The sequence below is a fragment of the Micromonospora sp. H33 genome (assembly GCF_052068455.1).
In the GTDB taxonomy this organism is placed as follows: domain Bacteria; phylum Actinomycetota; class Actinomycetes; order Mycobacteriales; family Micromonosporaceae; genus Micromonospora.
In genome coordinates this window covers 18,579-41,820 of sequence record NZ_JBQHDE010000022.1, presented here as the reverse complement: position 1 = coordinate 41,820, position 23,242 = coordinate 18,579, and the positions used below count along the sequence as shown (strand labels likewise).

General features: G+C 69.7%; 25 protein-coding genes. 6 read left to right on the top strand and 19 right to left on the bottom strand.

Going from position 1 to position 23,242, the window contains the following annotated elements:
* Nucleotides 1–746: 746 nt before the first annotated feature.
* From ACTMS0_RS28265 to ACTMS0_RS28255, 3 genes are all read right to left on the bottom strand, one after another.
* Entirely contained in the window at nt 747–1,055 is a 309-nt protein-coding gene (locus ACTMS0_RS28265; protein ID WP_441158316.1) for an SCO4848 family membrane protein, read from the bottom strand.
* Between the two features lie 91 nt (nt 1,056–1,146).
* Nucleotides 1,147–1,611: an alpha-ketoglutarate-dependent dioxygenase AlkB gene (locus ACTMS0_RS28260; RefSeq protein ID WP_441158315.1), complete on the bottom strand. Its 465-nt coding sequence runs from the start codon at nt 1,609–1,611 to the stop codon at nt 1,147–1,149.
* A 91-nt stretch (nt 1,612–1,702) separates the two neighbouring features.
* A complete protein-coding gene (locus ACTMS0_RS28255; protein WP_441158314.1) occupies nt 1,703–2,137 on the bottom strand; it encodes a hypothetical protein in 435 nt (144 codons plus the stop codon).
* A gap of 219 nt (nt 2,138–2,356) precedes the next feature.
* Between ACTMS0_RS28255 and ACTMS0_RS28250 the strand changes: the two genes are divergently transcribed.
* Nucleotides 2,357–2,482: a hypothetical protein gene (locus ACTMS0_RS28250; RefSeq protein WP_441158313.1), complete on the top strand. Its 126-nt coding sequence runs from the start codon at nt 2,357–2,359 to the stop codon at nt 2,480–2,482.
* Nucleotides 2,483–2,560: 78 nt separating this feature from the next.
* The gene (locus tag ACTMS0_RS28245; protein WP_441158312.1) at nt 2,561–3,016 is read left to right on the top strand and encodes a DUF6098 family protein; all 456 of its coding nucleotides are present in this window, start codon (nt 2,561–2,563) and stop codon (nt 3,014–3,016) included.
* A gap of 73 nt (nt 3,017–3,089) precedes the next feature.
* Here ACTMS0_RS28245 and ACTMS0_RS28240 read toward each other — a convergent pair whose 3' ends face one another.
* Genes ACTMS0_RS28240 through ACTMS0_RS28225 form a run of 4 tightly spaced genes read right to left on the bottom strand, consistent with a single transcriptional unit; the run spans nt 3,090 to nt 5,222 of the window.
* Complete coding sequence (locus ACTMS0_RS28240; protein WP_441158311.1) at nt 3,090–3,359, bottom strand: hypothetical protein; 270 nt, start codon at nt 3,357–3,359, stop codon at nt 3,090–3,092.
* A gap of 13 nt (nt 3,360–3,372) precedes the next feature.
* The gene (locus ACTMS0_RS28235; protein ID WP_441158310.1) at nt 3,373–4,458 is read right to left on the bottom strand and encodes a hypothetical protein; all 1,086 of its coding nucleotides are present in this window, start codon (nt 4,456–4,458) and stop codon (nt 3,373–3,375) included.
* The gene (locus ACTMS0_RS28230; RefSeq protein WP_441158309.1) at nt 4,436–4,777 is read right to left on the bottom strand and encodes a WXG100 family type VII secretion target; all 342 of its coding nucleotides are present in this window, start codon (nt 4,775–4,777) and stop codon (nt 4,436–4,438) included. Before ACTMS0_RS28230 ends, ACTMS0_RS28235 begins: the two co-directional genes overlap by 23 nt.
* 4 nt (nt 4,778–4,781) lie before the next feature.
* Complete coding sequence (locus ACTMS0_RS28225) at nt 4,782–5,222, bottom strand: YbaB/EbfC family nucleoid-associated protein (RefSeq protein ID WP_441158308.1); 441 nt, start codon at nt 5,220–5,222, stop codon at nt 4,782–4,784.
* A 135-nt stretch (nt 5,223–5,357) separates the two neighbouring features.
* Between ACTMS0_RS28225 and ACTMS0_RS28220 the strand changes: the two genes are divergently transcribed.
* Complete coding sequence (locus ACTMS0_RS28220) at nt 5,358–5,885, top strand: DUF6244 family protein (RefSeq protein ID WP_441158307.1); 528 nt, start codon at nt 5,358–5,360, stop codon at nt 5,883–5,885.
* Between the two features lie 14 nt (nt 5,886–5,899).
* Here the strand turns inward: ACTMS0_RS28220 and ACTMS0_RS28215 are convergent, their stop codons facing one another.
* The 3 genes from ACTMS0_RS28215 to ACTMS0_RS28205 form a co-directional block, all read right to left on the bottom strand.
* Nucleotides 5,900–7,060: an epoxide hydrolase family protein gene (locus ACTMS0_RS28215; protein WP_441158306.1), complete on the bottom strand. Its 1,161-nt coding sequence runs from the start codon at nt 7,058–7,060 to the stop codon at nt 5,900–5,902.
* A 156-nt stretch (nt 7,061–7,216) separates the two neighbouring features.
* Complete coding sequence (locus ACTMS0_RS28210; protein ID WP_441158305.1) at nt 7,217–7,738, bottom strand: hypothetical protein; 522 nt, start codon at nt 7,736–7,738, stop codon at nt 7,217–7,219.
* A gap of 53 nt (nt 7,739–7,791) precedes the next feature.
* On the bottom strand, nt 7,792–8,106 hold the full coding sequence (locus tag ACTMS0_RS28205) for a cold-shock protein (protein ID WP_441158304.1): 315 nt from the start codon (nt 8,104–8,106) through the stop codon (nt 7,792–7,794).
* A 135-nt stretch (nt 8,107–8,241) separates the two neighbouring features.
* Between ACTMS0_RS28205 and ACTMS0_RS28200 the strand changes: the two genes are divergently transcribed.
* Together ACTMS0_RS28200 and ACTMS0_RS28195 are read left to right on the top strand one after the other, a co-directional pair.
* Complete coding sequence (locus ACTMS0_RS28200; protein ID WP_441158303.1) at nt 8,242–8,616, top strand: PadR family transcriptional regulator; 375 nt, start codon at nt 8,242–8,244, stop codon at nt 8,614–8,616.
* Nucleotides 8,613–9,986 (top strand): permease prefix domain 1-containing protein, encoded by a 1,374-nt coding sequence (locus ACTMS0_RS28195; RefSeq protein ID WP_441158302.1) that lies wholly within the window; start codon nt 8,613–8,615, stop codon nt 9,984–9,986. The genes ACTMS0_RS28200 and ACTMS0_RS28195 overlap by 4 nt, the downstream gene beginning before the upstream one ends.
* 113 nt (nt 9,987–10,099) lie before the next feature.
* Here the strand turns inward: ACTMS0_RS28195 and ACTMS0_RS28190 are convergent, their stop codons facing one another.
* The 9 genes from ACTMS0_RS28190 to ACTMS0_RS28150 form a co-directional block, all read right to left on the bottom strand.
* Complete coding sequence (locus tag ACTMS0_RS28190) at nt 10,100–10,423, bottom strand: STAS domain-containing protein (protein ID WP_441158318.1); 324 nt, start codon at nt 10,421–10,423, stop codon at nt 10,100–10,102.
* Entirely contained in the window at nt 10,423–10,941 is a 519-nt protein-coding gene (locus ACTMS0_RS28185) for an ATP-binding protein (RefSeq protein WP_441158301.1), read from the bottom strand. Before ACTMS0_RS28185 ends, ACTMS0_RS28190 begins: the two co-directional genes overlap by 1 nt.
* 1,493 nt (nt 10,942–12,434) lie before the next feature.
* Nucleotides 12,435–13,496: a hypothetical protein gene (locus ACTMS0_RS28180; protein WP_441158300.1), complete on the bottom strand. Its 1,062-nt coding sequence runs from the start codon at nt 13,494–13,496 to the stop codon at nt 12,435–12,437.
* Complete coding sequence (locus ACTMS0_RS28175) at nt 13,493–13,828, bottom strand: PadR family transcriptional regulator (protein ID WP_441158299.1); 336 nt, start codon at nt 13,826–13,828, stop codon at nt 13,493–13,495. The genes ACTMS0_RS28180 and ACTMS0_RS28175 overlap by 4 nt, the downstream gene beginning before the upstream one ends.
* Before the next feature lie 111 nt (nt 13,829–13,939).
* Entirely contained in the window at nt 13,940–17,095 is a 3,156-nt protein-coding gene (locus tag ACTMS0_RS28170) for a M36 family metallopeptidase (protein WP_441158298.1), read from the bottom strand.
* A 436-nt stretch (nt 17,096–17,531) separates the two neighbouring features.
* Entirely contained in the window at nt 17,532–18,218 is a 687-nt protein-coding gene (locus tag ACTMS0_RS28165; RefSeq protein WP_441158297.1) for a DNA alkylation repair protein, read from the bottom strand.
* Between the two features lie 984 nt (nt 18,219–19,202).
* Nucleotides 19,203–21,245 (bottom strand): carboxypeptidase regulatory-like domain-containing protein, encoded by a 2,043-nt coding sequence (locus ACTMS0_RS28160; RefSeq protein ID WP_441158296.1) that lies wholly within the window; start codon nt 21,243–21,245, stop codon nt 19,203–19,205.
* A gap of 293 nt (nt 21,246–21,538) precedes the next feature.
* A complete protein-coding gene (locus ACTMS0_RS28155) occupies nt 21,539–21,814 on the bottom strand; it encodes a hypothetical protein (RefSeq protein WP_441158295.1) in 276 nt (91 codons plus the stop codon).
* Nucleotides 21,815–22,015: 201 nt separating this feature from the next.
* Nucleotides 22,016–22,375: a hypothetical protein gene (locus ACTMS0_RS28150; RefSeq protein WP_441158294.1), complete on the bottom strand. Its 360-nt coding sequence runs from the start codon at nt 22,373–22,375 to the stop codon at nt 22,016–22,018.
* 484 nt (nt 22,376–22,859) lie between these two features.
* Between ACTMS0_RS28150 and ACTMS0_RS28145 the strand changes: the two genes are divergently transcribed.
* Nucleotides 22,860–23,240, top strand: a complete 381-nt coding sequence (locus tag ACTMS0_RS28145) for a YciI family protein (RefSeq protein WP_441158293.1) — start codon at nt 22,860–22,862, stop codon at nt 23,238–23,240.
* Nucleotides 23,241–23,242 lie beyond the last annotated feature (2 nt).

Below are 23,242 nucleotides of genomic sequence, written 5' to 3'. Positions count from 1 at the left end.
TATCAAGCACCCTGTTGAGTTCTCAAAGAACAACCACACACCATCCGGAAACCCACCACGTGGGCCCCATCCGGGGCTATCACCCACCCGCCGCTCCCGCGCCGGGCACTTTTACTACGTTACCTCACCGTCTCCGCCGTGTCAAACCGTGTGTCCCGGTCTGTCACGCTTCGTACGGTCAGGCGCCGATGATCGCACGCAGCGGCGCACCGCTGGTTCGATCATCGGATTCAGCAGGCCGGCCGCCGCGGTTACCCGCTGGCTCGCCCGGTGCCCTGCCGGTCGTTAACCATACCCGGTCGGTTCCGCCTCACCAAATCCGCCTCCCGGCAGATCCAGCGGGCCCCGCCCGACCGACGTCGCAAGGGGTTCAACCCCTCGGGCGCCGGTGCCATTCCCGTCCCGGAGCTTCAGGTCTTTCGCCCTGTTTGCCCCGTTCCGCGCTGGCAAAGAGAAAGTTACGCGTCTGCGGGTTTGAACGTCAAATCCATGGGAAGCGGCCCGCGTCACACTTCCCCGAAGCGGCGTCGCCGGTTCCGGCGACGATGCCTGGCCCCTAGGCCGAAGGCACCCACTGATAGCTGCAACGCCTCACCCGCGCCCCGCATTCCGGGCCTGACCTGGAGACCGGAACCGCGCCGGAAAACGCCGGCACGGAGCAGCAACGCCCTCAGCCCGCATTCCGGGTCGACCCCGACGCTGCAGCCACGCCGAACCGCTGGGGCAGTGCTCCGGCGCCTCCCAGGTCAGGAGGTCGATCGCCGGCGGGTGGCGCGCAGGGCACGAACACCGAGCACGCCGACGGTCGTACCGATGACGAGGGACGCCGCGATCAGCAGGGCGTGGATCCAGAGGAACCCCGTCGCCGGGAAGTCCCCGACCGTGCCGGTCGACCAGGAGCGGGGGTCCTTCCAGATGGCGACGGCGAACCGCGGCCAGATCACCCAGGTCCAGACGCCGACCCCGATCAGGAAGAACGCCCAGCCGCGCGACAGCACCATGGCGACCGAGTATGCCACCGGGCCGGCGGCGGGACGGCGAACCGACTCAGCCACCCCGCAGCTGACGGAAGGTGATCGAGTACCGCAGCTCGGGCACCGGCGGGATGCTGTGCTGCCAGGCCGTCCGGGCCGCGCCGGCGAGCACCTACGCGGAGCGTGGTGCCAGCTCCGCCTCGTACACCCGGCGCTCCGGACCGCGACCCCGCTGGAACCGCAACAGACACGCGGAGCCCAGCGACAGACCGACGACGGTCGGGCCGAAGGCCGGGGCGTCGCGGTGCCAGCCGATGACCGAACCGGGCGGATAGCGGGTGACCAGCGCCTGCGAGAGGCTGCCGGCCGGAACGCCGGCCAGGGCGGCGCACCGCTCCCGCACCCCGTGAAGTTCCACCGGCAACGCCTCGGTCTCGGTGAGCTGGAAAGAGCCGTAGTCGTAGCGGAAGCCGAACTGCCGCACCGTCCGCCGGGCGATTTGGCCGTGCATGCGGACCTCGCCGAAGTCGTACGCGGACAGCGCGGTCAGCAGGGAGAGTTCCTCGTCGACGTCGAGAAGCTCCGGCTGGTACGTGAACCCCTCCGGACGCTCGTGGACGCCACGCATCCGCCCCATCCGACCGACGGTAGTCCCGATCCGGGGCCGCCACGGGCGGAAGCGGCGGGCGGGCCGCACCTAGCTACCGGTGCGGGCCCGCCCAGCTGGATCAGAAGCAGGTGCCGATGCCGCCGATCGCCGGGTTCGCCCGGTCGTGGTAATGGATGGCGCCGGACGGGTCGGCCATGAAGCCACCCCAGATGGTGCAGCCGCCGCGCACGTACGCCCGCGTCGGGCCCGCCGCGTAGAGCTTGTTGGCGTCGTCGACCTGAGTGGGCAGGTACTGCGCGGAGAGGTAGACCTGGGTACGGGTGAGCGTGCCGACGTACGCGGACTTGATGGTGGCCGTGCAGCCGTACCCGGTGAGGGTGTTGTACATCAGGTAGACGGTGCCGAGCCGCTCACGGGTCTGCGAGTGGTGGATGGGGTCCTGGTCCCGAACGACGTAGCCCAGGCCGCAGAGCGACTGCGGGGTGACCGGGTTGACGGCGGCCTGCGCGGCCGCTCCGACCCCACCGACCAGCCCCACCGCGAGCGCTAGCACGATTGCGGTTCGACGAATGGCACGGAACATGTCTGTCGCCTCTCTTCTGTCCGGCGGATGCGGGACCAGAATCGCGGCGCAGCGTCATCGGTCGAATGTGCGGCAGAGCCACTCCCGATTACGGTCCGGTGTGCCGGCCGCCGATTCCGGCCCGGCCGACCTGCGGCAACCACCACGCATCCATAGATGGACGCCGAATATGACGAATTTCGCAGACACATGTTCCGGCGAACCACAAATTGCCCGGACGTTTCTGCACCGGCCTTCGAGCCCGACGCGTACGACCGCCCGGACTACCGCCAGCGGGTCGGTCGCTACGACGAGGAGAGCTACCGGCGGGGCTGACACTTGCGGAACGGCAGGCATGGTCGAACGGTCGGGGGGGCACAAGAGGGCATGAGCGGGGTACGTCAAGAGGCGGTCATGCCGGTCGTCGACGATCTGGACCAGCTCGTCGACCTGCTGCGCCGGACCGGTCCCGAGGAGGAGCTGTACATCCGCTGGTCCCGGGGTCCGGACGCGGACCTGTCCGGCGGGTACGGCACGGAGCAGTCGAGCAAGGACGCGCTGACCGGCATCGACCTGCCCGGCCTCTCCGCGAACCCGCTCGCGGTCGAGCCGTGGTGGGGTGGCCGACCGCTGCGCCTGTGGGTGGCCCGCCGGCTCTACGACTACTGCCACCTGCGCGAGCTGCGCGGTCCCGGCGTACGCCCGTGGGTGCTGGTGGGTGAGCAGCTCGGCCGGGGACCGGACAACGAACCGCTCGTACGCTGCCACCGCCCGGTGGCATGGGTGTCGGAGCGGGCGCTGCATGAGGCCGACCGCGCGGTGGAGGCGCAGGCCTCGGCGGAGTGGGGGCCGCTGCACCGGGCCGACTGACCGCCGGGCCGCTCAGCCCGTGCCGCCGAAAGCCGTGCCGGTCAGGCGCGTGCCGGTCAGGCGCGCGTGCCGATCAGGCGCGTGCCGCCAGGGCCGCCGAGAGCTTGCCGAGGAACGCGCGGATGCTCTCCTCGCTGTGCGGCGCCTCGACCTGGTCGTTCAGCGGACCCGGATACCGCAGCGCCTGGGTGAGCGCGTCCAGCGTCTCCGCGCGGTCACCGGGGTAGAGCCCGCCGACCACCCCGTCGGCGACCCGGGTGACCACCGCGTCGTCGAGGGCCCGGTCGAACTGGATCCCGTAGAGGATCCCGTTGACGTGGCCCTTCCAGTTGTCCATGCCCATGTTCCGCTGTCTCCTAGAAGATCCGGCTGCCGTCCCAGCTCTGAATCGGGACGTCGCCGAGGCCGTTGCGCTTGAACTCGGCGTCGAGGTTGGCCATGTGGCTCGGGTCGGGCTGGTAGTGGCCGCTCCGCGCGGTCGCGAGCTGGACCTTACCGTCCTTGACCACCAGCTCCCCGGCCGCCGCCACGGGCTGGCCGTTGCCGAGCGTGGAGTGGTGGAAGTCGCCGACCTTCTGATACGTGGACGCGTAGATGTTGCCGTTGCGGTCCATCACGAAGATCGCCTGGCCGTTGCCGCTGAAGACGGTGCTCGAGCCGGACGTGTCGTACGGACGGCCGTCCTTGGCGCTGCGCAGGATCCCGTTGCCGTCGAAGAAGACCCGGTGCTCCTCGAGCTGTTCCGGGGTGAGCCGGCGCACCGGGGTCGGGAAGAATCCGCCGGGAAGATGCTCGTTCCTGTACTTGTCGAGCATCGGCTTGGTGTTGTGGTACCGGGGTGTCGTGTGCGGGCCGGGAATGCCGGGACGGCGGCCGCCGCCGGGACCCCGGCCCTTGCGGCTGAACCGGCGCAGCAGCGTCTTCGCCCGCTTCAGCAGCCGCGGGATGATCTCCTTGGCGACCCGCTCGACGACCTCCTTGACGATCCGCTGGATCGCCATCCGGGCGATGCCGATCGAGACCGGGATCTGGGCGAGCGAGGCGCCGAGACTGGGCGCCGCCGCCGCCAGCGCGATCGCCACCTGCACCACGAGAATCGTCAGCTGGATGATCACGAGGATCTTCTGCGCGAGCGTGATGATCGCCATCACGAGCAACGCCATGCCGATCAGCTCGGCGGCCTGCGCGCCGTCCTCGATGCGGCGAGGCGGGCCCTCCTCGCCACGCCACACCTGCTCGAACACCCGGATGTCGTCGCCGCTGTTGGCGCCGAAAACCTGCGCCGCGCCCTTCTCCGCGTCCCCGACGGCCGTACGCAGCCGCCCGGCGAACGCGAACCACATCTGCGACGCCTCGAACAGCAGCTCCTCGTCGGCCGTCGGCCAGGTGAAGCCGACCCAGCCCAGGGCCTCCGCCAGCTCAGGAGGCAGCTGCATACCCACCGGGCAGCTCCATCCTGTTGAAGAGTTCCGCGTTCGTGGTCTCGATCGCCTCGTAGGCGTCCGCGCCGTTGTTGAGGTTCTCCGCGACCTCCAGCAGCTGGTCGGCCATCGACCGGTAGACGTCGAGCGCGTGCGTCAGCACCTCGACGTAGACGGCGCCGAAGAGCGAGCCCGCCTCGTCGGAGCCCCACGGACTGCCCGAGCCGGTGACGGTGCCTTCGAGGCTGGTGACCTCCGCGCCGAGCTGCTGGCCCGTGGTGTCGAGCGATCCGCCCGCGGCACGCAACGCCGCGACGTCGACCTGGATCCCGTCGGACATGGGGTCACCGCCGGTCCATCCGCCGGGTGGCGGCGTCGAGATCGCTGATCATCCGGTTGAACCCGCGGAACGCGTCCTCCGAGACGCGCTCGAGCTGCCGCGCCAGGGCCGCCGTGTCCGGCACGGCCGCGCCCAGCGTCTCGGCGCGCCGGGCCCGCTCGTCGTCCTGCGCCGCGCGTACGGCCTCCACCACGTACTCGGCGATGGCGGTCGTGCCGGCACGCAGCAGGCTCGGGTCGATCACCAGTGACTCCAGCCGGCCGAACGCGGAGACCTCCGCCTCGACCAGGCCGTCCCCGCCGGCACCACGGCCCACCAGCCCCTCGGTGTCCGGTTGGCTCTCGGGCCCGCCCGGCTGCGCCGTGCCGGCGCCGGTGGCCTGGCCCAACAGCCGCATCGCCTCCTCCAGCGACCGGCCCAGCCCGGACGGATCGATGCCCCCCATACCCATCACCTCACGGTCCGTTTCCGTCTCTCCCCAGGACGCGCGAGACTACCAACGGGCACACCGCCGCCGCAGCCCCGGTGTCGTCTGTGGACCATCCGTCGTCACCCGCCGTGCACTGGAGGAAGCCCGTCCGTGTCGCACATCGAGAAGATCACCGCCGAACTCCGTACCCTGTCCGCCGGCGTCGAGCGGGCGCAGGCACTGACCGCGGCCGCCGACCAGCAGGCCCAGGAGGTCGCGCTCCGCGCCGCCGGTGCCGGCTTCGCGGCGGTCGCGGCGGGCATAACACGGGTACGCGGTGCGATCGCCACGGTGCAGGGGCGGCTGAGCGGCCTCGCCACGTCGATCGGTGAGGCGACGACGGCGACGGCCGCCGTTCCCCGCGAGGCCACGCCGGAGGAGACGGTCGCCGGACTGGGCCCGGTACGGGACGGCATCGTCGGCGCCCGTGCGGCGTCGACGGCGACCATCACCCAGGTCAGCGACGCGCAGCGGCTCGTGACGCTGGTCCTGCGGGGCGGGCAGCCGGGGCCCTTGCTGCAGGGGTTGGAGAGCGTCAAACAGGTCCTCGTACAGGTGGTGCAGCGCACCACGGCCGCCGAGCGGTCCGTCGAGGCGGCGGTCGCCGAGGCACGACAGACCGGCGCGCCGGGCGCCTGAGCGTACGCCGGCGCTCAGACGCGGCCGAGAGCCCGGACGAACTGGCGGATGTCGTCGACCAGGAGACCGGGCTGCTCCAACCCGGGGAAGTGGCCGCCCCGCTCGTACTCGGTCCACCGCACGATGTTCGGGAACGCCTGGTCGGCCCAGGCCCGGACGGGCTGCGACGGGTCGTGCGGGAAGACCGCCACCCCGAGCTGCACCGGCACCGGGGGCTGCCGTCGTGGTGCGTCGCTGACCGGGAGCATGTCGGCCGTCTCGTAGTACAGCTGGGCGGAGGAGCCGGCGCTCCGGGTGAACCAGTAGAGCGAGACGTTGGTGAGCAGCCGGTCCCGGTCGACGGCGTCCTCGGGGCTCTTGCCGGAGTCGGTCCATTCCTTGAACTTCTCGACGATCCAGGCGAGCTGCCCGACGGGCGAGTCGGTGAGGGCGTACGAGACGGTGACGGGCCGGGTGGCCTGGAGCTTCATGTAGCCGGACTCCTCGGCCAGGAAACGCCCCAGCCGGGCCAGCCGCCGACCGGTGTCCTCATCGAGAGCGCCCAACTCCCGAGGATCGCCCGGAGGCGGCGTGATGAGGAAGTTGACGTGCGCGCCGATCGCGTGGCCGGAGTCAGTCGCGGCGAGCGCGACCGTCACCCAGGACCCGAAGTCGGTGCCCTGCGGCAGGTACCGGTCGTAGCCGAGCCGGTGCATCAGCTCCGCCCACGCCCGGGCGATGCGGGGCACACCCCACCCGGTCTCGGTGAGCGGGCCGGAGAAGCCGTACCCGGGCAACGACGGGATCACCACATGGAAGGCGTCCGCGGGGTCCCCGCCGTGGGCGCGCGGATCGGTCAGCGGCCCGATGAGGTCGACGTACTCCAGGAAGCTGCCCGGCCAGCCGTGCGTGAGGATGAGCGGCGTCGCGCCCGCCTCGGGGGACCGGACGTGCAGGAAGTGCACGGTGGCACCGTCGATCTCGGTGACGAACTGGAGGTACCGGTTCAGCTCCGCCTCGGCCGCCCGCCAGTCGTACCCGGACCGCCAGTACTCGGCCAACTCCCGCAGGTAGCCCTGCGGCACGCCACGTTCCCAACCGTCGACGGCCGGCTCGGGCGGCCACCGGGTGTCGGCGAGGCGACGGCGCAGGTCGTCGATCTCGACCTGCGGGATCTCGATACGGAACGGCTTCATCCCAGCGCCTCCCCGGTCACGGCACGCACGAGAGCCACATCGTCGGCCGTCGTACGTGGACCGCGCACCTTCGAACGTGCGCTCCTCCGGGGCCGCGTCTCCCGCCTGACCGTCTGTCGAGGCGCCACCGGCCGGCGGTTGCCGCCTGGGCGATGGCTACCCGGGCGACGCGCCGCGGCGTCGGCGCAGGGCCACGGCCACGAGTCCGGCGGCGAGGACGGTCAGCATCGCACCGCCCCCGAGCCACCAGCGTCCCGACGATCGCGGGGGCGCAGGGGCGGCGGTGACATCCGTCGGGGCTGCCGCGGGGGCGGACGGTGCGGCCGGCAACGGGCCGATCCCCGTACACAACCCGGTCGCGCCGTCGACGGAGTTCACCCGGTACCGTTTGCCGGTGCGGAAGTCGTAGCCGCAGCTGGCCTCGCCGCGGCGTGCGCGCAGCCGGAGGGTGGTCCCGGCCCCGAGGCTGCCCTTCTCGACCGAATCGACGGCGAGTTGGACGGCGGTGTTCGTCACCTCGGTGACCGTACCGACGACGATGAGGTCCGCCCGTGCGTCCGCCTGGCTCGGGCTGAAGACGCACGAGCAGGCCCAGCCGGGCGTCGCCGGTGGGACGACCACGACGAGGCCGAGACTGAGAGTGGTCAGGGCGAGCAGAATCGCGGCGCGCAGCTTCACACCATCCAGGACGCACGCGGAGGCACGGTGGTTCCCACCGGCCACCGGCTGGTTCAGCGCCCGTCGGATTCCGCCTGGTCCTCGAAGGTGATGGTCAGTGAGCTGCGGTAGGCGACACTGGCTCGGTTCCCGGCCGTCGATCCCGCCGGTTCCGTCCCCGTCCAGACCATCAAGGCCCGGTACCGGTACCCGTCCTGGCTGGCGGCCTCGAACCGGAACGTGACCTCCTGCCCGGGCCTCAGCCGTCGGAACCCGTCGGCAGCGATCGCGGAGAAGTGCGCCCAGCAACCACCCGGCACCTCGGGAGCGTCGATCACGCCCCACCCGGCCTCACTGTCGAACTCGCGAACGACACCAGTAACCGTCACCCACCCAGCATGCCGGTTCCCCCGCAGTGCCGTGCGGCCGGATCTGCGAGCCGAGTCGCCACAGCCCCTGGCGCCCGAACGATACCTAGCACTACTATGCATTGCAGTTCTAGGTTATGGGACGCGGGAGGTCTCGTGAAGGTCGCGAAGGATCTCGTGGCCGCCTCGGCGACACCGATGGTGCTGGGCATCCTGGCCGAGGGGGAGAGCTACGGGTACGCCATCCTGAGACGGATCAACGAGCTGTCGGGTGGAGAGCTGGACTGGACCGAGGGACTGCTCTACCCGTTGCTGCACCGGCTCGAGCGCCTCGGCTACGTGGAGTCGAGCTGGCAGTCGGTAACTGGCGAGCGGCGGCGCAAGTACTACCGCATCACCAGCAAGGGCACGGCTGAGCTTGCCGAGCAGCGCCGCCAGTGGGACACGGTCGTGGGCGCGCTCAAGGAGATCTGGCCGGGCCCCGGCGATTCGCGGCCGTTCAGGGCGATTCCGGTGGAGGGCCTGGCATGACGACGCCCGACGATCAGGACGGCTTGGAGGCCCAGTTCGCGCAGTGGCGTCACTACGTGCAGCGCCGGCGGGAGCTGCAGCGGTGCGACGCCGAAGAACTCGAGGACCACCTCCGCGGGTCCGTCGACGAGCTCGTCGCCGTTGGCCTGCGCGCCGACGAGGCGTTCCTCGTCGCGGTCAAACGCATGGGGAGCCTGGACGACCTGTCCCGCGAGTTCGCCCGGGAGCATTCGGAACGGCTGTGGAAGCAACTGGTGCTGACCGGCGAGAGCGACAGCCCGGTGACGGACAGCCGGTCGCGGCGTGACCTCCTCGCGATGGTCGCCTGCGCGGCGGGCGCGGCAGCCTCCATCAAGGTGCCGGAACTGTTCGGGATGAGCCTCGAAGAGGATGGCGCGTTCTACGCGCCCAACGTCGGCCTGTTCACGCTGCCCTGGCTGGCAGCCTTCCTGGCCTGGCGTCGTCACGCCACGAAAGCGCTGATCGGTGTGCTGCTGGCGTTGTTCGCGCTCGGCACCGTGGCGGCCAACGCCTATCCGCTCACGGACGACTCCCAGTCGGTGGTCCTGACCAGCATCCACCTCCCCATCGCCCTGTGGTTCGTGGTCGGCCTGGCCTACGTGGCCGACGATCTGGTCTCCTCACGCCGACGCATGGACTTCATCCGCTTCACCGGCGAATGCTTCGTCTACTACGTGCTCATCGCCCTCGGTGGCGGGGTGCTGATCGCGTTCATGTTCGGGACCTTCGAGGCCATCGGGATCTCCCCGGAACACTTCATCTCGCAGTGGCTTCTTCCCTGCGGTGCCGCGGCCGCGGTGGTGGTGGCCGGGTGGCTCGTCGAGGCCAAGCAGAGTGTCGTCGAGAACATCGCCCCCGTACTCACGCGCCTGTTCACTCCGCTGTTCACCGCGGCGCTGCTGGCCTTCCTCGTCGCCCTCGTCGTGACCAGCGCCGGCATCGACGTCGAGCGGGAAGCGCTGATCCTGTTCGACCTGCTGCTGGTCGTGGTGCTGGGGTTGCTGCTCTACTCGATCTCGGCCCGCGATCCGCTGGCCCCACCCGGGCTGTTCGACAAGCTGCAGCTCGCCCTCGTGGTCAGCGCCCTGGTCATCGATGTGCTGGTGCTGGTGGAGATCACCGGGCGCATCACCGAGTACGGCACCACACCCAACAAGGCGGCGGCACTCGGGGAGAACGTCATCCTGCTGGCCAACCTCGCCTGGTCGGCGTGGCTGGTGCTGGGTTTCGTCCGCCGGCGTACCCCGTTCGCGGCGATCGAGCGTTGGCAGACCGGCTATCTCCCGGTGTACGCGGCGTGGGCCTGGATCGTGGTCCTGGTCTTTCCCCCGTTGTTCAACTACCTCTGAGCCACCGGCTCGGCTTCTTCTTCGACGCGTAGGCGTAGCGGTCAACCGGGGGGCACAAAAACGCCTCTCGACATCTTCACTCCCCCGTCCCACCAGTACGGGTGGAAGGTCCGTCAGGTGCCGGTGGGCGAAAGGGCGTCGAGCACGCCGGTGATACCCAGGACTCGACGGGCGTTCCTGCTGGGGTTGGTGACGACGAGTTGTCTCCCCGCTGCCGTCGCCGTGTTCCGGGCGGTGATCAGTGCGCCGATGACAGTCGAGTCAATGAACTGAACCGCTGCCATGTCGACGTCTACCCGCTGCGCAGCGTCGATCGTGTAGTTGAGGAGGTCCAAGAGGCCTCCCGCTCCATTGACGTCGATTTCCCCGGAGAGCAGGACGATCCTGCGGTCCGGCTCGACGCAGACCTGGTGCTGCCAGCTCGGCTGCGGGTTCATCACTCGTGGCCCTCCCCAGGGCTGCTGAAATCGTCGTTCTGTCGTGCGCCCAATGCTGCGCTGATGTCGGGACCGCTCAGTGGCTCCAAGCACACGGCGACCGTGGCGGTCAACCCGTCGGGTCGGCGCGTGAGGATGAGCCCGTCGGTCAGCTGGCGGGCCAGCCACAGCCCACGCCCACCGGCCACGTCGACCTCCGGCAGTCGCACGGGCAAGTTGTCAGCCGCGGCGCCCTGGTCAGTGACCTCGCAGATCAGGACGTCTTCCTCGCGGCGCAACTCGATGCGCCCGTGGCCGCCGCCATGGCGGACGGCGTTGGTGACCAGTTCGTGCACGGCGAGCACGAAGTCGAAGCCGGGATCGCCCACCAGTCCCGCAGCGGAGACCTTCGTCTCGAGGGCGTGTCGGAGCGTGGTAACCGTCGCGACCGTGAAGTGCTGTGACATCAGCGTCGTGACCCCGCCACGGTGTGCCCGTGCCGGGTCAGCCGGCTCGGCTGCCCACGCGTCGGCACTCATGCCGGCAGGCTACCTATTCCTGCAGACTACGCGACCCTTGCTCGCCGACAAGTATCCCCAGCTCACGGCATCCGCCGCATAATCACCCGAGTGGGGTGGACCGGGGCACGGCGGATCTCCGCCGGGCCCCGGTGACCCGGCGACCGCCGTTGACCAGTCCCTGTCGGCTTGTCCAGCGAGCCCGGCCCGGTCGAGACGGTCCAGCATGCTCGGCTTACGGGCATGCCGCTGCCGCAACTCCCGCACCCGCTGCCGAAAACGCCGGGACCTGGTCGCCCCATTCAGCCAGCGCCCTCAGGTCGACCAACAACGCGACGGCCGCGTCGTACTCCTTCGGCCTCTTCGCGTCGATCATCTCGGTGACCCGCTCGACGCCCTGGCCGTGGCACAGGCAGCCCCGCCGCGAGCGGCCCACCCGGTACGGGTGGAAGGTCCGTCAGGTGCCGGTGGATGAAAGGGCGTCGAGCACGCGTCCGATGCCGGACTGACGGGCCGCCCAGGTCTGAGACGCCGGCGGTGAGATCCCGGGCAGCCCGACGCCCTGAGCCTCAACGAGCAGATGGTTGCGACGAAGGACGCGCCGACACCACCTGTCTCGTCACGGGTGCAGGACACGCTGCAGAAGTGGACCGTTCGCCGCCCCAGACCAGCCAACAGAGGATCCGCGCCACCGTGAGCAGCGACGGCGTGTGTAACAGGACCGCGAGGTGCTACGCCGGTATTTCAGGGAGGTCGCGCTCCACGGCCTCTCGGACGGGCGGGGCCCCAGACCCCCGGGGCCCCGCTCACTCCGAACCCGCCGCACCCACAGAAAGCATCTAATGGCTGAGCCGATACCGCCGATGCACACACCGACGCCGGCCCGCCGTCGCCGCGCCAGCGATACCGCCACGGCGGAATCCGCAAGGGTGACAACTGAGGCATCGGACAGCCCTGCGCAGGCGTCACAAACAGTGCCTGAGCAACGCCGAGCTGCCGTGTGCCGGCACTGTGGGCAACCCTTGTTCGAGGACCTGTTGTGGGGATGGATGCATGACGGGAGCCGATACCTGTGTCAGGACTCGACCACGGGTGAGCTGCTGTGCCAACCGGCGACGCCGGCCTAACGCCATGGCCGAGGCCGTGCCGACGGTGATGGAAGTGGCTGCGACAGTGCCTCACGCACGTCGAGCTCGACCGACACGACCCACGCTGGGTGTCATTGACGGCTGAAGCGGCGGACGCGGTTCGTATGCAAGCCCGATTGCGTCAACACCTGTGCATCCTGACCGTCGATGACAGTGAGGGACGCCTCGACGTCCGGTGGCGCCGTAACGTCCCCCGCCACGGTCCTGGCAGGGCAGCTGCCCGGCTTGCCGGTCCGCCCTCCGACGGCGCGTCGGGCGGATCAATCCCCTGCCGCCAGAAAACGCCCGCCTCGGCTTGACGCAGACCTGTCCGGAGCACGCGTCATGCCGCCGTCACCGCACAGTGGCGGGCAGGGTCGGTGGTCCCTACGTGGTTCGTGTGGTGGATCCTGGCGGTTCCGTCGGTACTGGGGGTAGTCGGCGCAGTGCTCGGATGGCCAGTACCGCCAGTGGTGCGCCCACCGCTAGAACGAGGGTTGCCTGTACTGCGCCGATCGTGAGCAGTGCGGTGTGCTGTGCCTGGTGGCTGTAGTCGGGCAGGGTCGCCATTCGCAGGGCGAGGGTCGTGGCGGCGAGCAGGGTGAACGCCAGCGACCACGGCAGCGCGCGAGATGACCCATGGGGTTGCCTGCCCGCGAGGTGGATCACGATGGCGACGCTGACGACGGCGCAGGCCAGGCCGGGCCAGTCCAGCAGTCGCAGTGCCTGACTGGTGGCCTGGATGGCGAACAGCGGCACGGGGACGAGGAGAATGCCGATCGGTAGCGCGCGCAACCACGGACGGCGCGGCACTGGTTCGGCGTCGTGGTGGAACGCTGCCATGGCGAGTACCAGGACACCGTCGAGGAGCAGCATCACCCACGGCGACGCGGACAGCGGGACCTCGCCGGCAGCTTGTTGCACGGCGCTGGTCACGGCGGGGGGCAAAATGGCGAGCAGGGCCACCGCCTGGGCGACGCGCCGGTGTCCGAGGACGAGCGCGATGTATGCCGGCAGCCACGCGTAGCCGGCCAGGTCCCACGCGGTGCGCCAGAGGTTGTCCGGCGAAACGAGCGCCCATTCGGGTGCCGGGGCGGGCAACCATGCGATCTTTCCGGACAGCCACGCCGTGATGGCCACGCTGGCGGTGACCATCACGGCGTGGGCCAACGTCGCCATCAGGGTGGCCAGTCGGACAGCTTGCCCCCACGCGTACGAGCGGGGTGGGGCGCTGGTCCCGCCGAGCCGCAGCCGGGCGGCGAGGGCGATGACGCTGGCGACCTCGGACAGGTGCGGCCGGCCGTAGTCGGCGGCGTACGCGGTGGTTTCCGCATCGCCGGTGTCCATGCTCTCCAGGAAGGCCGCCACCATGTCGTCCTCCCACTCGCGCCGGTAGTCGACGGGCAGCAGCCGCAACAGGAAGCGGTAGCGCTCCTCCAGCCGACTCATGACGGCGTCGTTCCCGCGATCGGGCTCCGCTGCTCGCCTAGCCGGACTGAGGCGATACGGGCGTTCGCGGCCAGCCGTTCAGCCTCCGCGGCAAGCGCATGGCGGCCCCGCTCGGTCAACCGGTAGTACCGGCGGAGCCGGCCCTGCCATGCCTCCTCCCGGTCCAGCTCCACCAGGCCGTCCGCGACGAGTCGGTCCAACACGCCGTACAGGGAGCCGATCTTGAGCTGCACGCGTCCCCGGGACAGCTCCGCCACCTCGGCAACGATGCCGTAGCCGTGGCGCGGTGCGTCGAGCAGCGCGGTGAGGATGAAGAAGGCTGGTTCCGTCATCGCCCGAGAAGCCATCCACCCAATATAGTGGATGACAAGATATGGTGTGAAGCGGGACTTCGGTGATCGCCACCGTGGTCCGTCGGGGATTGGGCAGCACGCGCCCGAACCTCACCTGGTGTCCGTGGCGGTGACGGTGAAGGGCACTGCGGCGCCGAGCCACAGTTGGGTCAGGATGTAGCGGGTTCCGGACGGGATGGTGCCGGACTCGTCGGCGGCCGCCGACGCCGCCGATCCGAGCAGCGTGCACGACTCGTCGTAGAAGTAGAGGTCGAAGTCGTACGGGGTGGCGGTGCCGCCGCGTACCTGCACCTCGTGCGCGCCGTCGCCGAAGCTGTCCGGCAGCTTCGTGACCCAACCGTCCGCGCCCTGCACCGGCGCCACCGGTACCGCGCAGGTGGACTTGAACGCCGTGGCCGTCACGCCGGTGGCGTCGTCGGCCGTGCCGGTGGACGGGTTGCCCGCCACGATGATCCCGCTCTCGGTCACCGGCGCGTCCGGCGGTGACGGTGGCAGCGGCTCGACTCCGGTCGCGGTCTGCGAGAAGACCTGCAGCTCGGCCACCTGCACGTCCTTCTTCGTCTCGCCGAGCGCGCTGTCGGTCCAGAACCGCACGTACTGGGCCTGCACCGGCTTCGGCAGCGCGAACTGCTTGTAGTGCAGGTCGGGTGCGGTGGGGCGGGGTATCTGGTAGCCGAACGCGTCCGGGCGGGCCAGGACGGTCTGCCAGTTGGTGCCGTCGGTGGAGGTTTGCAGGGTGAATCCGCGCAGGCCCTCGAATCGGGAGGTGGTGAACGCGCTGATCTGGATCGAGGAGATCTGTGCCGGGGCGGCCAGCTTGATGACCGCGTTGCCGGTGTCCGCGGCGGCTTTCCAGCTGCTCGCTTCGGTGTCGTCGATCAGTCGTCCGGCGCCGCTCGCGGTGGCCGAGGCGACGGTTGCGCCGTTGGCGGCGGACGCGAGGTTGGGCGTGAGCGCGAACCGCAGGGCGGATGTCTTACCGGCGGTAATTTTCACGCCGGGGAAGGTGCGGGCGCCGAAGCCCTCGGCCGCGATTGTCACCGGGTAGGTCCCGGCGGTCACCGGAGCGGAGAACCCGCCGTCGGCGGACGACGTGCGCAGCGGCGTCACCCTCGCTTCGAACACGCCGAGGATGATGCGGGCGCCGGGGACCGGCTTGCCGGTGGCGGCGTTGACGACGGTGCCCGTCAGGGTGCCGTTGCGGGCCGGGTTCACGTGCGCGAACGATGGCACCGGGTCGGTGTCCTCACCGCCGTCGGTGGCGGCGTGCACGCCCAGACCCCGCTTGGCGAAGGCGCCGTAGACGACGTCCACCAGCGCGGCGTAGTCCAACCTGCTGTGGTACCGGTTGTCCAGCGCGGTGCGGATCGCGTCGCGCATGTCGACGAAGGACGGGTCGGCCGGGGACAGCGGCATCGCGTCGGTGACCAGCCGCGCCGCGATCTCACCGCCAGCCGCTTCGCCGTAGCGGGCGACGAGGGCCTTGCGCATGTCCCACAGGATCGCCGTCCAGATCTCCCCGTCGGAGTGCACCTCGGCGCCGCCGAGGTCGTAGCCGATGTCACCGAACCCGGTGGGGTTCTGGTCGTAGCTCCAGTTGCGGATGCCGCGGTCGGCGTTGCCGGTTACATGCTTGCCGACCACGGCCGTGGTGGCGAGCTTGTTGCCGTGGAGGTAGTTCAGCGCATACCAGTCGCCCCAACCCTCGCCCATGGACCCGGACTGGTGGGTGTTGAGGGCGTTGTCCTCACCGCTGACGTAGCGGTTGGACAGCCCGTGCGCGTACTCGTGCTCGATGACGGAGGCGTCGAAGTTCCCGTCCGCGTACGGCCCTTCGAACGTGTCGTTGATCGGCTCCCACAGGAACATCCCGCTCCACGGCGGAATGCCGTCGGGCAGGGTGAGCATGTAGGCGTTGTCCCGGCCGGTGTAGGTGGGCGCGCCGCCGCTGACCGCGCCGGCGTGCACCAGCCCGAGGATGGGATCGCCGCCCTGGCCGCCGTTGGCGCCGTTGTTGGTCTGGAAGTTGCCCCCGGACTCGGTGAAACCCAGCGCGCGGAACTCGTCGTGAATGCGGTTGTGGTGCCAGAACAGGTTCGTCGCCGCCGCATCAAGGTCCTGGGCGTAGCTCGGCGGCACGGTCTGCCCCTCGGTACGGGTCCAGTTGGCACCGTAGGCATAGTTGAACTGCGCGGTCGGACTCACCGGCCGCGGACCCTGGTCGGCGGGCACCAGGAAGTTCGAGTAGTTGGCGTACGAGTTGGCGTTGTTGCCGAAGGTCGTTGGCCCCTGGATTCCGGCCAGCCCAGTCGGGTCGACGTAGCCCGACGGCGACTGGGTAGTCGGTCCGAACGATTTGACGACCGGCGCGCCGCCGGCCGGCGCGCCCGGATGGTTCTCGTAGACGGTGCCTTCGGCGTCGTGCGCCACCAGGGACGCCCGGTACAGCGTCTCCCCGGTCGCCGCGTCGACGACGGTGTCCCACGCCTGGTCCAACGCCTTGACGAACAGCACCCGGTACGCCGGCCGAGCCCCGTCCCGGGTCGGGAACGCGCCCTTCTGCACATACGACTCAGCGGCGAAGGGGCCCTTGGCGAAGACCTGGAACCCTGCGCGTTCCCCGGTCGGCTGCGCCGCGTACATGACGCCCGGGGCGAGTTTGCCGACCACGCCGTGCAGCGCCTGTGCCGCGGACAGCTTGTGTGCAGCGGTGAGCCCGCCGCTGCGGGTTGAGCTGCCCGCGTAGGACAGGACTTTCCCGTCGCTGGTCACCGTCACGCCGAGCCGCCCACCCCGCAATGACGGCAGGCCGGCATATGTCTGCGCGAAGTTCACCACGTGGGTGCCGGTGCCGACGAGTTCGTGGTTCCGCACGACGGTGAGCGCCGCCACGTCCGCCAACGTGAGGCCGAACGCGTCGCGGTGGGAATCGATGAAGGACCGGGCCACCCCAACCGGATCCCCCGAGCGGGGACCGTTGAGCCAGCCACCGTCCTTGCGAATCGTCCGAGGCGTACCGAACCGCCCGTCCCAGCTGACCCGCGTGCCGGCGCCCGCCGCTTCGACCAACTCCCGCACCGCCCTGAGCTGCGCGTCGGTCGGTCTCACTGATTCAGCCGTACGACGGACATCGAGCCGGTCGACGCCCGGCGACCCGACGTCGACGACCGCCGAAGCGACCGATGGATTCAGCGTCACGAGGAGGGCGAAGGTCGCCCCGGCGGCGAGCAATGGACGGATACGCATGGAAGCTCCTCTGCGCCGGTCGATCATGACTGCGTCGTGCCGGAGCTACTAGCCCCTCGCAATGCACATCGGTTCCAACGCCGGAAGCGCAACAACAATCGATCTATCACCTGCAACCAGTCGCGGTTTCGGGGGACGCGGTGCGCCTGCCGGGCCCGCTGAAGCACCCGGCCGCGGTGATGCTCGTGCCACCGCCGTCAGCGCCACCGCCGGAGGCGCGCCCGCCCACGCCGCACCCGGCCCAACCGCCACAACTAGCGACAACACACCCCACCCGCCCATGCAATCCGCCGGTCGCAGCACGCCCATCGCGACCCAGCCCGCCGCCCTACCAGCGACGCTCCCGCCACCTACACCGTCGCCCGCGGGGACACCCTGTCCGCGATCGGATGCGCGTTCTGAGGGAGTAGCGGCACGAGCGTGAGCGCGGACCTTCCTACTTATCGTGCTGTCGGCGCACCATCTCGCTGATCCAGATGGGCGCGAACGGAGACGTGCAGCCCGGGGAAGTCGGGTAGTTCTTGAGCACCTCCAGGCGCTCACCGATGCCGATTGCACGGGCGCGGTGCTCGGCGTGCTCGATCCCGATCTGAGCCAGGCAGTGGTTCATCGCCCACTGCAGGCGATCCGGGGCGTCTTTCATCTCCGCCTCGATGACGTCGAGCAGTCCCGCGAGGTCGAGGCCCTCGGGCTTCTTCGTCACGCGTTCGGTGGTCAGCGCCCAGCCGGCACTCGCGACCACTGGATCCGGATCGGCGGACCAGGCCAGGCGCAGCTCTTCGGAGTGCGAGTTCTTCTTCACCACGTAGTTCACGAGCCAGTCGTGCACCTTCGGTGCGCGCGCCCCGCGCAACATGACGTCCAACTCGTCACGCTCGAACGCCTTCGGGCGGCAGATCAGGATCGCCAGCAGTCTCGCCGCGGTGTCACCCGTCTCCCAGAGCTGGCACGCGAGTTCCTGCTGCGTCTTCAGCCGCTTCGCGAGCGCGCGCAGCTTGCCGAGGTTCACACCGTGATCGTCACCGTGTCTCTCGTTCACCTCGCGTGTCTTCGGGTCCTCGAGCTCGGCCAGCTCGGCCATCACCTCGGCCACCGTCGTCTCGGTCAGCGTCGTCTCGGCCACCTCAGCCTCCTGCCCATCACGTGCGAGACGCAGCCTACGACGGAAGTCAGCCTCCTGTCGTAGGCGGTGGGGCCGATCCTCCGGCCGCGACCTATTGATCATTGCGAAGGCAATGACGGTGTCGGCACGTTCGCTCGGGCCGGTAAGGCCACTGACGGCGGTGACAAGGCCCCCGGGGGTGACGTGATGGCGAACGCGCAGTCAAACCTGTCGTTCGCGGCAGGTGGGCTGTCGGTCCTTCAAACGACCGATGACCGCCGAGGCCGATCCGCGAGCAGAACACACTTTGCCCCATTTATCCGGTTGCTTGCTTTATGCGGCTATAAGGTCGGTTCCGCCTTCTCGACTGCCGGGAGGGGACTGAATGAGCAGAGGCGACAACGTGAGACTCATTGGCCACTTCGGTGGAAGCATCCCGAGGGCACGCTGTGCGGCCGAACAGTTGCGGCTTCTCGCTCCTTCACCCTGAAACCCGATACGCCCAACGGGTGTTCGAGCATGCATCTCACATGGCAGTCAGGGAGTCGTGAGCTTGTTGGCTAGCACAACCGAGGCTCGTTCTTCCCGTTCCCGGCGGGCCGCTCGGTCTCGGTGGCGGGCGAGGATACTCGGGGCGGCGTTCAGTGTGGCGGTTGCGGGACTGGTGCTGCTCTGGCCCTCCACCGTGTTGATCGTGGCATCTGTCGGGGCCAGCCTTGTAGCCGCGAGACTCGGAGCCTGGTTTAAGGGACAGTTGTTCGAGCCTTGAGCCGGCTTGGTGCCCGCCCTTTCGACAGTCGGGTGGGACCCCGGGCACGGCCGTGCCCGGCGCCAGCCGTCTGCGCGGACAGGCCAGCCGTGCACGTTCGGCGCCGGAATTGTCCTTGTCCAGACCCCGTAGTGGGCCCGCCGACCCAGCCACGCCGGGCGGAACGGGCCGAGATGGACGGCCTCGGACACAGGAAGGCCGGACACGGCGAGCGTGCCCGGCCTTCGTCGACGTGATCAGCCGAGCGTGAGCTCGAACGCCGCGTCCTTGTGCTTGTGGATCTTGTACGTGGCCGCCGAGGCGAAGTCCTCGCCGCCGACGAACCTGCGGCCGCCCTCGCCCGGGTGGTACTCGAAGCGGATGTGCTGCGCGCCGGCGAGCTGCCTGGCGACGCCGACGTTCGGTTCGGAGATCCACCACACACCGGCGATGTCACCGGTGTCGGCGTTGCGGGCGACCAGGAACCCGTTGAACGGCGTGGTGCTCGCCACCGTCACCGCGACCCCGGCCTCGAGCCGGTAGTCGTAGGTGGTGGTGCCGCCCGCGACGACCGTGATCCGGTCGGCCCGATCGCGGTTGCCCTCGCCGCCGCTCCACTGCGTGGCCTGCCCGTGCACATCGAACAGGAGCGGCCACTCGTACGGGCCGAGCTTGTCGATCCGGTAGCGACCCTCGTCGCCGATCGCGAAGGCACCGAAGCCGCCGCCCAGGCCGACCGGCTCGCCGGCGATCCGGACGGCTCCCTGGGACAGCGCGGCGCCGTCCGGCCCGAAGACCTGACCGGCGATGACGCCCGCGCGATCCATCCGGATGACCGGGGGCGTGACCGTCTCACCGGACTCCACGTCGAACTGCGTGGCGCGCCGCAGGTCGCCGGTGCCGCCGAGCGGACCGAGCCACTGGGCGCCGTAGCCCTCGGCCTGGTCCGGCCAGGCCAGCAGCTGGTAGGTGCCCGCACCCTTCGAGATCAGCTGGGTGACCTTGCCGTTCGCGTCGGTGACCTCGCCACAGCCGTCCGGCATCCGGACCTCTTCGACTCGTACCGGGACGATGCACACGCCGGCCAGCGGCGCGCCGGTCCTGGCGTCCACCACGGTGGCGGTGACGCGTGCCAGCGGCTCCATGACCAGCCTGACATCGGCCTGCTCGCCGGCGACGACCGTCACGGAAGCCCCGTCGAAGGAGTAGCCCGAGGCGTTGGCCCAGATCTCGTGGGTGCCGACGGGCACGGTCGGGTAGATGACCTCGCCGTTTCCGGTGTCCCGCGAGTCGATGCCGATGCTGGAGGTGAAGTTCAGGATCGGCTGGCCCGTACGCGAGTCCACAGCGGTGAGGCGGACGCTGCCCGTCGGCAGCTTCTGGTCGTCGACCGTGGTGGTCTGGCCCTCGGTGACGGTGAACCGGGCCGCCGCCGACGGATCCACCGTGCCGTAGGCGTACTGCTGGAGGAACAGCGCCGAGTTGTAGAACTGGACCGTGTAGCCGGTGCTCACGGGGATCTGGTCGAGCCGGTAGCGGCCGTCCTCGTCGGTCTGGACGCTGCCGAAGAACTGACCGTTGCTCACGTAGACGTCCACGCCGGACAGCGGCGCGCCGGACGTGTCGGTGAAGCGGCCCGCCACGGAGCCGGCGGGAACCAGGCTGTCGTTGACCGTCACCGTGCCGCCCGCGGTGACCGCGAAGACCGCCGCGGCGTCGCGGTCCAAAGTGCCGTACGCGTACTGGCCGAACGCGCCCAGCTCGAACCGGACGAGGTAGCTGCCCGGCACGACGTTGATGGTGAAGTTGCCGTCGGGATCCGTGCTGCCGTAGCTGGAACTGCTGTAATCGACGGTCTCCGCACTGACTGACGCGAACGGCACCGGAGCGCCGGTCCGGTCGACCAACCGCCCGGTGATGGTGCCGACCGGCAGCAGTTCGTCGTCGACCACCGTCGCGCCTCCCGCCGTAACGGTGATGAGATTCGCCGACGACCAGTCGGTCTTGCCGTAGGCGAACTGCGTCGGGTGGCCCCAGGCCTCGAAGTTAACCCGGTACTTGCCCGGAGGGACCGCGTCGAACGCGTAACGGCCCTGGTCGTCGAGGCTCGCGTAGTCCCAGTGGGCGACGTCGTCGCCGTAGAGGTAGACGGAGCCGCCGGTGACGGCGACTCCAGCGTCGGTCAGCCGGCCCGTGATGGAGCCTGTGTCTGCCGCCTGGGCCGGCGCGGCCAGCCCGGTCAGGGCCAGGGTGGCACCCAGCAGCAGTGCGCCGAACCGGCGCAGCGTTGATCTGCTCATGATTCCTCGGGGTGTAAGAGGAGTGAGGATGTGACGGGCGAACGACCCGCGCCGTCAGCCTAGCGAGGGGCGGCACTCGCCTTCCCTCACCGGATCAGGTGAAGATCGCTGCGCGGTGGTCGTCTCCGGCTCGGCGGGTCCGCAGTCCGCCTCGGCCGACGATCGCACGACGGGGTCAACCTGCCTTTTGGGATCGATGATCCTCGGGCCCGCGAGTGCCGACCACACCCATCAATCTGTGGCCCGCGAATGGCCCGCCGGCCGGGATGCGTAGAAGCCTGCTCCCGGCGGGCCTACGATTTCGGACGCACCGCCTCGCGCCGCGCCTCCCGGCGAAGCAGGGCGGTGGAGACGACGGCAGCGGCCACGCAAAATCCCCCCGCTGCCGAAACAAAACCTCGCTGCCCCTGCGCCTTCAAGTGCAGGTATTGGGCCTTACTGATGACCGTCCACTGGCCATGGTTTTGCGCGGCGTACGTTCGGGCACCCAGCTCCTTCACACTCGGGCCCGTGGAGAGAGCTCCGACCACCCAGAAGCCGACGAACAGCAGGCAGCTCGCGATGAGCAACCAACCTGGCATCGTTTCGCGCAACAGACGCCACAACCAGTAGCCGCCCCTGCACCCCTGCCGGTCTCTGCCTGGGGCTGTCCGGGTCGCCTGGCCAGCCAGCTGGCGTTCGGGCGATCTGGGTACTCCTGGGGCAAGCCGCGCAGCGGCGCGGGCAGCCGAGCGCCCCGAGTTCGACGGCGCCGGCCCCGCTGGCGCTCGTTACGGCCTGGCCTGCGGCTCACGGTCACGGCGACGCTTGGCGCGTTGCACGCTGATCAAGTAGGTAGCCATCAGGACGAGGAAGGCCAGCGTCAGCACGCCGTCGATCAGCGATATCGGCTTCTGCCAGCTGCTGGGCCTGACCTCCTCGATGCTGCTCATCCTGAGCAGGCCGGAAACGCCCAGACACACCACCGCCGACGCCCAGAGGCCAGGACGATGCACCACTCGACCGAACAGCCGGACAATCCCGGTGCGCCGGCTGTGGACGAACACGACGGCGGCGAGCACGATCAAGGCGACAGAGACGCTGGCGAGCAGGATGCTCATCGCGAGCCCGCCCGCCTCGAAGGTCATCATGGGCGCGAGGCTAGCCGGTGCACGGTGCCGACTCCAGGCACGGAACAGTCGCTGGGTGCGGCGCGCCGCGGCGCGCGATGCCGGCGGGAGGTCGCCAGCACGCTGTCTTGCCGTGTCCTCCGTCGACCGATGCGCGACATTCGTCCGCCAACTGATCTGCGACACAGCCGGCGCGCGGAACGCGGCATGACCGGTCACGCTGTGCCGTATCTGCAGACGAGGGGCGAACATCCGCGACACTCAGACCTGCTCGACCTCCCCAACTGCTCGCGGTTGCCGGGGAGTCAAGCGGGCGAGTGCGTTTCGAAGGACGGAGGTCGATCCTTTCCTCAGTCACTACTCCGGGGCTGCCTTGAAAGAAGTTTCCGGGATGGTGTCGTATCAAGGCGCAGCCGTTCGTGGAACTAGTGTGCGGCGGCCGGCCGGGCCGCCGGACACGAGGAGTCGGGAAAGGCCCTCGTCGCGGGACTGAGAGGAGACGACCATGACGGAGTACCTGATCACCTTCAACGATGAGTGGGTGCCCGACCACACGGCGGAACAGATACGCGAGAAGGGCACGGCCGCCCGAGCCGTAATCGAGGAGATGCAGGCCGACGGTGTCCTGATCTTCAGCAACGGCGGGCTCGACCGGTCCACCGCGGTGTGCAGTGTCGAGCCGGTTGACGGCAAGCCCGTCTTCACCGACGGCCCGTACGTCGAGACCAAGGAGCACCTCGGCGGCTTCGCCGTCGTGGACGTGCCCGACGACGCGGCGGCGCGATACTGGGCCGGCAGGCTCGCGACCGTGCTCGACTGGCCGCAGGAGGTGCACCGGTTCCGAGGTCCCGGGCAGGCCCGGCGCAACGGCTCCGGGGAGAAGTGAGC

Coding starts and splice junctions, on each gene's coding strand:
- ACTMS0_RS28160 (WP_441158296.1), bottom strand. CDS start 21,245: ATGAGCAGATCAACGCTGCGCCGGTTCGGCGCACTGCTGCTGGGTGCC.
- ACTMS0_RS28190 (WP_441158318.1), bottom strand. CDS start 10,423: ATGAACCCGCAGCCGAGCTGGCAGCACCAGGTCTGCGTCGAGCCGGAC.
- ACTMS0_RS28225 (WP_441158308.1), bottom strand. CDS start 5,222: ATGGGGGGCATCGATCCGTCCGGGCTGGGCCGGTCGCTGGAGGAGGCG.
- ACTMS0_RS28170 (WP_441158298.1), bottom strand. CDS start 17,095: ATGCGTATCCGTCCATTGCTCGCCGCCGGGGCGACCTTCGCCCTCCTC.
- ACTMS0_RS28230 (WP_441158309.1), bottom strand. CDS start 4,777: ATGTCCGACGGGATCCAGGTCGACGTCGCGGCGTTGCGTGCCGCGGGC.
- ACTMS0_RS28150 (WP_441158294.1), bottom strand. CDS start 22,375: ATGATGACCTTCGAGGCGGGCGGGCTCGCGATGAGCATCCTGCTCGCC.
- ACTMS0_RS28180 (WP_441158300.1), bottom strand. CDS start 13,496: ATGAGTCGGCTGGAGGAGCGCTACCGCTTCCTGTTGCGGCTGCTGCCC.
- ACTMS0_RS28215 (WP_441158306.1), bottom strand. CDS start 7,060: ATGAAGCCGTTCCGTATCGAGATCCCGCAGGTCGAGATCGACGACCTG.
- ACTMS0_RS28195 (WP_441158302.1), top strand. CDS start 8,613: ATGACGACGCCCGACGATCAGGACGGCTTGGAGGCCCAGTTCGCGCAG.
- ACTMS0_RS28245 (WP_441158312.1), top strand. CDS start 2,561: ATGCCGGTCGTCGACGATCTGGACCAGCTCGTCGACCTGCTGCGCCGG.
- ACTMS0_RS28175 (WP_441158299.1), bottom strand. CDS start 13,828: ATGACGGAACCAGCCTTCTTCATCCTCACCGCGCTGCTCGACGCACCG.
- ACTMS0_RS28145 (WP_441158293.1), top strand. CDS start 22,860: ATGACGGAGTACCTGATCACCTTCAACGATGAGTGGGTGCCCGACCAC.
- ACTMS0_RS28260 (WP_441158315.1), bottom strand. CDS start 1,611: ATGGGGCGGATGCGTGGCGTCCACGAGCGTCCGGAGGGGTTCACGTAC.
- ACTMS0_RS28250 (WP_441158313.1), top strand. CDS start 2,357: ATGTTCCGGCGAACCACAAATTGCCCGGACGTTTCTGCACCGGCCTTC.
- ACTMS0_RS28240 (WP_441158311.1), bottom strand. CDS start 3,359: ATGGGCATGGACAACTGGAAGGGCCACGTCAACGGGATCCTCTACGGG.
- ACTMS0_RS28185 (WP_441158301.1), bottom strand. CDS start 10,941: ATGAGTGCCGACGCGTGGGCAGCCGAGCCGGCTGACCCGGCACGGGCA.